This is a genomic window from Parasynechococcus sp. (assembly GCF_042954325.1).
Taxonomy (GTDB): Bacteria; Cyanobacteriota; Cyanobacteriia; order PCC-6307; family Cyanobiaceae; genus Parasynechococcus.
The window spans coordinates 1-6,706 of sequence record NZ_JBGKDS010000010.1; the positions used below are offsets into that span (position 1 = coordinate 1).

Annotated in this window: 6 protein-coding genes; 2 read left to right on the forward strand and 4 right to left on the reverse strand. The window is 60.8% G+C overall.

What is annotated here, in order from left to right:
• Together ACGVKB_RS00915 and ACGVKB_RS00920 are read left to right on the forward strand one after the other, a co-directional pair.
• On the forward strand, positions 1-648 hold a 648-nt coding region (locus tag ACGVKB_RS00915; RefSeq protein ID WP_392349387.1), incomplete at its 5' end, for a sulfotransferase family protein.
• Between the two features lie 56 nt (positions 649-704).
• Positions 705-2,504: a hypothetical protein gene (locus tag ACGVKB_RS00920; RefSeq protein WP_392349388.1), complete on the forward strand. Its 1,800-nt coding sequence runs from the start codon at positions 705-707 to the stop codon at positions 2,502-2,504.
• Here the strand turns inward: ACGVKB_RS00920 and ACGVKB_RS00925 are convergent.
• From ACGVKB_RS00925 to ACGVKB_RS00940, 4 genes are all read right to left on the reverse strand, one after another.
• On the reverse strand, positions 2,459-3,331 hold the full coding sequence (locus ACGVKB_RS00925; RefSeq protein ID WP_392349389.1) for a sulfotransferase family protein: 873 nt from the start codon (positions 3,329-3,331) through the stop codon (positions 2,459-2,461). The genes ACGVKB_RS00920 and ACGVKB_RS00925 overlap by 46 nt on opposite strands.
• On the reverse strand, positions 3,328-4,473 hold the full coding sequence (locus ACGVKB_RS00930; protein ID WP_392345031.1) for a glycosyltransferase: 1,146 nt from the start codon (positions 4,471-4,473) through the stop codon (positions 3,328-3,330). The genes ACGVKB_RS00925 and ACGVKB_RS00930 overlap by 4 nt, the downstream gene beginning before the upstream one ends.
• Positions 4,470-5,666 carry a glycosyltransferase gene (locus ACGVKB_RS00935; protein WP_392349390.1) on the reverse strand — a complete coding sequence of 399 codons (1,197 nt, stop codon included), beginning with the start codon at positions 5,664-5,666 and terminating at the stop codon, positions 4,470-4,472. Before ACGVKB_RS00935 ends, ACGVKB_RS00930 begins: the two co-directional genes overlap by 4 nt.
• Positions 5,663-6,706, reverse strand: a 1,044-nt coding sequence (locus ACGVKB_RS00940; RefSeq protein WP_392349391.1) for a glycosyltransferase, incomplete at its 5' end; no start/stop codon positions are given. The genes ACGVKB_RS00940 and ACGVKB_RS00935, both read right to left, overlap by 4 nt.

The window sequence follows — 6,706 nt, forward strand, 5'->3', positions numbered from 1 at the left end:
TGGCAATGGCGGACCTGGCGCCGCCAACGGTTCTTTGCTGAACCCAACCGCTATTTCGATTATTTTGCCGGCCTGCTGAGGCGATCGGGATGCCGACTCAGCGGTGATATCACTCCGTCCTATGCCTGCCTGAAGCCGGACACGCTGCAATGGATCCGAGGCGCCTTTCAAGAGCGGGCCATCCGCACCTGCCCGGTTTTCATCTTGCGCGACCCCATCGAACGTCTGCTGTCGCAGCAGAGGATGCAGCTGCGCAAAAACAACCGGCTGAACCCCGCCGATGAACTGCAGGCCTTCGAAAAACTCGCCGACAAACTCGAACGAAGTCCCAGCCTGCGTAGCGATTACATCTCCACCCTGCGATCCCTCACAATCAGCTTCCCGCAAAAAGATATCTGCCTATTGCTGTTCGAAGAACTCTTTGATGCGTCGAGCCACCACCGCCTCTGCGAACAACTATCGATTCCATATCAAGCGATGAATGCGGGCAAAAAGGTGAATGCCAGCTCACCCACAACACCCGTTCCGGAAGAACTCCTGGCACGGATCGGACAAACCCAGGCGTTGACCTACCGAACGCTGCTCAAAGAGCACCCCCAGCTCGGGATCGATCAACACTGGAAGACCGCTTCACAATGGTGCACGTAAGGAGTCATCAGATGATTGCCAAGCGGGTGGGTCCAACCCTTTGGGCGAGTGGTGTCTTGACCGTCCTCGCCGGGCTTGTCTGGGTGTGGATCGAGCGCAACCGATCGAATCTGCCCATCCCAACCTCCGACGCAGGTCGCGAACTCGCCGAGACCTACAACATCCTGTCCCACGGAATCTTTCTCACCCTGCTGATCACAGCAGTGGGATGGATGGCGTACAACATCCACAGGGCGAACATCATCGAGGCCGAACACAATCGCCTCCAAGGCAACCACACAAGACAGCATTCATCGCCGGGAGAACGACTCCGATCCGGCATTCGAAAACATCCATTCAGCGCCGGGCTATTCGCCCTTTACTCAAGCTATATCATCCACCAGAGCAGCTGGTTCTACAAGGAGATCATCAGCTGGTACGACGACATCCTTGACGGCTTCCTGCTTGACAATTTCTCAGTGCGGTGGACGTTTTTAATCGAAACGATGTCCAGGAATGATTACCGCTTCTTTCCACTGGCACATCAAGACATTCACATCCTCAGCTGGTTTACGCCCTACGTCAAAATCTGGGCCATCGTTAACTGCATCGAACTGGTTGCCACTGTCGTCCTTCTAGTGAAGATCGTCGAGCTGCTGAGCGAGCGCCAACACACCCAATCACTACTGGCAATCGCAGGGATCATGTTCCTGTTCACTCCAGCCAGCGCCTACAACTACTTTCAATTCATCTACAGCGAGCGCATCCTTGTTCTGCTGTTTGCCGTCTTCACTTACAACTACCTGCGTTATCAGCAAACGCGACGGATACAGAATCATCTCGGCGCACTGATCGCCAGCCTGATCGGATCCTTCACCAAGGACACAGCCATTCTGCTGTTTTTGGTCCCCGCCCTTGCGGTCATGGGCCATGGGCTGATCCAACAGCGCCACTTGGCCTTTCGCTCGCCCAAGCACCTCTGGGCAACCTGTCGAGACCACTTCGAACTCGAACTGAATCTGCTCGGCGTCAGCATCGCCTTTCTGCTGAGCTTCATCTACCTGAGTGGATTGCCGAGCTCCTACGTCGGAGGTGACCGCTATGACGCAGAACTGCGTTTCGCCAACCTCCAACTCGACCCACGCGTGCTGTTTCTGTTGGGTTACTCCTGCCTGCGTGCCCTTCAGATCGCCCGAGGTCGGTGGAGCTTCACACTGCTCGACGCCATCAACCTGGCAGCCTGGAGCTACATCGCTGCCCTGTACTACTTGGTTGGCTTCAAAGCCAGCAATTACATGGCCTTGCCCGTGCAGTTCATTGCCATCATCAATCTGGTGGTGGCCTTCAGCGACACCCTTGCCCCGCGGCTCCCCAGCCGACTCAAAACCAAGCGGCTGGCCGCCGGGGTCGGGATCGGCTGCAGCATCGCTCTGGTTGGAATCGAAGACGGCCTGCCCAACAATTTCATGCATCGGGCCCATGACATCACCGCCGCCCATGCGTCCTGGGCAACCACCCTGGCCGCCGTGGACACGGTGACAGAGCCCGCTCGGATCAATGGAGAGGAGATCAATCTGATCTTCACCAAAGGGTGGTTCAAAAACAACAACCACCTCAAACGGCTGAAATACGACCGGCTGATTTATCTCAACGAAGACACCAAAGAAATCACCATCCAAGATGGCGTCGACCGAGGAAAGAGTTACGTACCCAAGCCTGGCGATTTCTTCCTCAACATCGACACAGGAAAACGACTTGAGAAGTTCAACATTGATCTCTCCTCTTATTCCTTAATTTACGACCTAGACCCAAGCATTAGCAACGGCAAGATTTATCGCCATACTGGTGATTCACCTGGGGGCAAGGATCCGGAATAAACCAATTTCCGGTTCAGGCGAGACAATCCCGGATAACAAAGCGCCAGATGCGTGAGTCCAGGTGCCGCCTTCATCCAACTGCCGTCGTAACGGATGCGTTGGCGTCGGTCGGGATCAAATCGCATTCGATTACCGGACAACACATGGCTTGCGGAGTAATCACCAGGGGCAAGCATGGTGTCCGCAAAGGGCAACTCAAGCCAATCGCAAACGCGCCGCAAAGCCACCTCGGGCTGCAGGGCAAGCTCCTCGTAGCCCAGGTGGAAAACCCGATCACCCAGCGCTTTGAAGCGATGGGCATCCCGGGCGCTGAGACGCCACCAGCGCAGCAGAGGACGTAATTCTGCGAAGCGACGTCCCTGCTGACGCTCCTTCCGCGATCGGGAATGCACCCAGCTGCGGACATCACGGGTGAGATGAATCACGCGAATCTCCACATCGTCGTCGGTCCAGAACGGAAGAATGCGATCGTCCTGAAAGGAATCCACCACCCAACGGGGCTGGCCCGTGCTGGGCATGGTTGAAAAAAGGTGCCGCAGCTTGGCCTTCAACGGCCAGTCGTCATGGCTCGGCAGCCAATCCAACAAAGGCCCCCAAACAGGGCAATCCGCAGCCAACTTGCCGCAGGTGCAGGAGCGTTCAAATCGCAACGGTCCCCGCAACTGAGCAGGACCACGCTGGGCGTCCTCCGGGAGTGGGCGTTCCAGGATCCTCACCGCCTCCCCCAACCCGATGATCGAGGGATGGGCTCCAAGGGCCAGATCCAGAATCGTGGTGCCGCTGTGTCCAAGCCCGCGAATCAACAGCAGCCTTGTACGAATCGTCATCGAGCGAAGGCCTGAGATCGGAAACGGGGTGGAACGTTGCGCAGAAACTGCGCCACATCCCTGTGATGGTGGTCGATCGTGAACCGCTCCTGAATGCAGCGGCGCCCAGCCTGCCCCCAACGCTGCGCCAGAGATGGATCCACGACAAGCCGATAAAGCCCTGCGGCCATCCCAGCCACATCCCCTTCCGCCACGAGCCATCCACTCTCGCCATGGCGGACCACCTCTGGGATGCCCGCGTGGCACGTGGCAACCACCGGCAGACCACTGAGCTGCGCTTCCATCACCGCCACCGGATTGCCTTCGCTGTCTCCATCGGGTGCCACAACCGAATGCTGGACGAACCCCCGCACCTGGCGCATCAAGGCAGCAATCTCCTGCTGAGGCTGCGCACCAAAAAATCGCACAACAGATCCGAGACCCAGCTCCTGCACCAACTCCTGGGCCTGATGCAGCAGGGGGCCTTCCCCAACCATCCACAGGGCGAGATCAGGGCTCGGATGCTGTTCCACCAGCTGTGCAAAAGCGCGGATCGTGAGCAGCGGACCTTTCTTGGCGACAAAGCGCCCCACCGCCAGGAACACCGGGGCGGCCGACACCGGGGCACTGGAATGAAACAACGACGCATTGGCCCCTGAGGCACTGATCAAGATCCGGTCGGACTCCAGGCCCAGCTCCAGCAGGGTCCGCCGCATCGGCTTCGATTTAACGATCGCTCCCGAGGCAAGTCGGATCAAACGGCGATAACGCGACTTCTGCGCACCGAACTTGGTCCAAGCGGAGAGGTCCGAACCACGAAAGTGCACCACCAATGGACAGTCAGCCTCTGCCGCTGCCTCCATCACCCGCACCGCATGGAAGCCGAACTCCACCAGCAGCAGATCAGGCTGATGGCGACGGATCAACCAACGGGTCACCACGGCCGCCGGCCAACCGGCGAGACGAAGCCATCCCAGCCGCGTCAGCAGCTTGCTGCACAACACGGCAACGCCATAGGCCAGCCTGCGGGGCTCAGTCAGCGGCCGTTCATCGCCGAAATAGGCCGTGGTGACGAAGGGGAGGCCAGCGAGATTGGCCCGCACGAAGGTTTCCGACGCTGCCCGGCGCGTGGGTGCCAGAACCAGCAAGCGCTGCCTGGTCATGGGGCGCGCAACACCCCATCCCAGATGGGGGCGAGCTGGGGCCAATCGCGGGCCAACAAGGAGTCGCGTGCTGCGGCCCCAAGACTTTCACGCAAACCCGTGTCGGCCGCCAGTTGCTCGAGTGCCTGGGCCAGCGCCGCCACATCTTCGCTGGGAATCACCCAGCCATTGCGACGGTGATCAATTTCCTCAAGGGGCCCTGGGGACGCATCGCTCACCACCACTGCCAGCCCCTGCGCCATCGCCTCGAGCAAGGCGTTGGGCATGCCCTCAAACCGGGATGGCAGCACGAACACAGCCGCCTCAGCCAACAGGCGCGTGACATCGGAGCGGTGTCCGAGAAAGCGGACCCGGCCCCCGAGCTGCAACCGTGCCACTTGATTCTGCAGCGCCCCACGCTCAGGTCCGTCCCCCACCAGGGTCAAGGACCAGCCCGCGGCGACACCCTGGGTCGTCGCCAGGGCCTCGATCAACACGTCCAACCCCTTCTGGTGCACCAGTCGGGCCACAGCAATGAACCCCAGGCGCGGCCGATCAACCGCAGCCGCATCAATCCCGGACCGCCGGGGAAGCGGGTTGGGCAGCAGGACCGGCGCCGGCAAACCGTCTAAAGCAGCCAGGCTCTCCAGCACGCCAGCGGTGTTGGCAGTGAGCACATCGGCCCGGCGGTAGAGCAACCGCCGCAGCTGCGGCCAGGGAAACGGCAAGAGCTGACGGCGCAGGTCGTTGCGCTCGGAAATCACCAGATGACAGGGCTGATCCCAGAGGGCACTGCAGCTGAGGATGTTGGTGCGACTGAGCATCGAGAGCAGCCGTTGCGGCCGATCGGCCGCCACACGACGACGCAACAGCTCAGCCTGTGGTCCACCAATGGCCTCCACACACCACCGCCAAAGGGGCCACGGCGCCCGTGCGAGCAAGGGCCAACCCAGGCTGGCGAGCAGCTTGACGACCAGTCGATGCAATCGGCGCTGGGGAGCGAGGAACGCTGGCCAACGGGCCGCCACCTCTGGGCCGAGATCGGTGTGCATCAAGCCTGCGGGCAGAGCATGCACCACCGGATGGTCGGGCAACAGCGTGACCAGCCGCACCGACCAGCCCAGCGCCAGATACCGTTCCGCCGCAAGCAGGGCCACTTTCTGTGCGCCTCCAGGCCCCAAATGGGGAAGCAGCAACCAGAGATCGTCCGTCATCGCGACAGGGACTCCATGGCCGTGATGAACAAACCCGCGAGACGATCCGGGTCGTAGCGATCCCGCACCGTCCGGGCAGCGGCACCGAATCGCTGTCGCTGACTCGGCTGCCGCAACAGGGCATCCAGCCCCTCCACCCACTGCTGCTCCGGCGCCTGCTCCGGCATCAGACGACCATTGACGCCATCCTCAATCAGCTCCGCCGGACCCTGAGGGCAATCGGCCGCAATGCAGCAGCAGCCGCTGGCCATCGCCTCCAGCAGCACATTGGGAAAGCCCTCATAACGCGACGACAGAACAAACAGCTGCGCTCGTTCGTACCACTGCTGCAGGTTTCCAACCGGGCCTGGGAAATGCAGACGAGCCAGCAGAGCAGGGTCGGACACCAGTTGCTGTCGCAAATCCTGCTGCTGGTCACGGCCGTGATAAGTCCCAGCGGCGAGCCCGACCACCACCAACTGCAGCCTTGGATGGCGTGGGGCCAGCAGCTTGAACCAAGCCACCAGACGATCAAACCCCTTCTGCATGGCTTTGGAGCCAACCGCCAGGAGCACAGGGTCATCCGCAGCCACCCCAGCCTGATCCAACCAGGCATTGGGCTCGAGATGGGGCTCAGCCATCGGGAGTGGCCAGATCACTGGATTGGGCAGCAACAGCTGGCGGCTGGCTCCCGCATGCCGGCGCAACCAGCGGCCCACCACGTCCGTTTGCACCAGATGAAGATCAGCCCAGGGGTAGGTGAACCGACGCAACAAACGCCAGGGCAGACCCAGACGCTTCATCGGCGGATAGTTGCGCTCGGAAATCACACAGGGCACACCCAGCCCTGAAGACGCCAGCAACACCTTGATCGCGGGAATCGTGGTCATCCCGATCACGAGCGATACCTGCTCCTGCGACATCCAACGCCGCAGCCGTCGCAACCGCCAGGGCAGCGCCAAGGGTCCAAGCCACCGCATCCAAGCAAGGTCAGCGGGTTCCACCCGGCGAATCACACCCTGTGGAATCGGATAGAAATCCCAGCTGATGGGCTTGCGCGT

Bases quoted from the DNA above. Each gene is read 5' to 3' on its own strand.
- ACGVKB_RS00925 (WP_392349389.1), bottom strand. From the start codon at position 3,331: ATGACGATTCGTACAAGGCTGCTGTTGATTCGCGGGCTTGGACACAGC.
- ACGVKB_RS00930 (WP_392345031.1), bottom strand. From the start codon at position 4,473: ATGACCAGGCAGCGCTTGCTGGTTCTGGCACCCACGCGCCGGGCAGCG.
- ACGVKB_RS00935 (WP_392349390.1), bottom strand. From the start codon at position 5,666: ATGACGGACGATCTCTGGTTGCTGCTTCCCCATTTGGGGCCTGGAGGC.